At 39.7% G+C, this 736-nt stretch carries 1 pseudogene; it reads left to right on the top strand.

From position 1 onward, the window contains the following. Positions 1–119, top strand: a pseudogene (locus ACO0K1_RS20230) (IS30 family transposase); the annotation flags it as partial. Positions 120–736: the final 617 nt, after the last annotated feature.

Genomic DNA, 736 nt, shown 5'->3' with positions numbered 1-736 from the left:
TATGGGCGATGAACAGCTTAAATCATCGTCCCAGAAAATGTCTCGGCTTCAAAACGCCGCACCAAGTATTTATGAAGCAGTTACAATCGCATCAACATGTGGTTGCACTTCGAAATTGAATCCGCCCTGTAATCATCGTGCCTCTGAACCTATTTATCTGAATCATGAAAATTTATTACGATTAATTTTCCTCGTTACGCGCTAATGGAAAGGTTTCGCAGTGACGTAACCTGGATCGATATTCTTGAGCTTCTCTTGTTTCCTTAAAAATTCTGACGATGTATTCTTCAAGCTTTTCATAGTCACGTTTTTTTACTGGGTCATAAACAGGATAATTTTTTCGCATAATAAAAATCGCTTATGTTCAAATTGACGAAATTCTTTTCAAGAAAATTCCCCAGCAGCAATTCGGCAAACGTCATTTTGTGTTGATACGTTTGTCGTTCTTCAATTCAACAGACAAGGCATTGCAATAATCTCAACTGTCACTGATTCACGATGAATGTAGGGAAAACGCTTTTATCATCCACACCACCGATGATTTGGGTCGTTCTAAGTCTTGATGTTCACACCGGTTACCAAATACTCAACCATTTCAGCGCTTTTTTGTATCGCGAGTTCAACTATGAAGTGCAACTGAAGATAAATGGTTAAAGGTGGGAAGATGCAGTAGCATCCGGCCTTCCAGACCTCCAAGTCAAAGTTGCCCGAAATGACATACACACATCTTACCCAA

Source organism: Undibacterium sp. SXout20W (assembly GCF_049340285.1).
Lineage (GTDB): Bacteria > Pseudomonadota > Gammaproteobacteria > Burkholderiales > Burkholderiaceae_D > Undibacterium.
The sequence above is the reverse complement of the archived record's forward strand: the minus strand, read 5'-3'. Positions and strand labels throughout refer to the sequence as shown.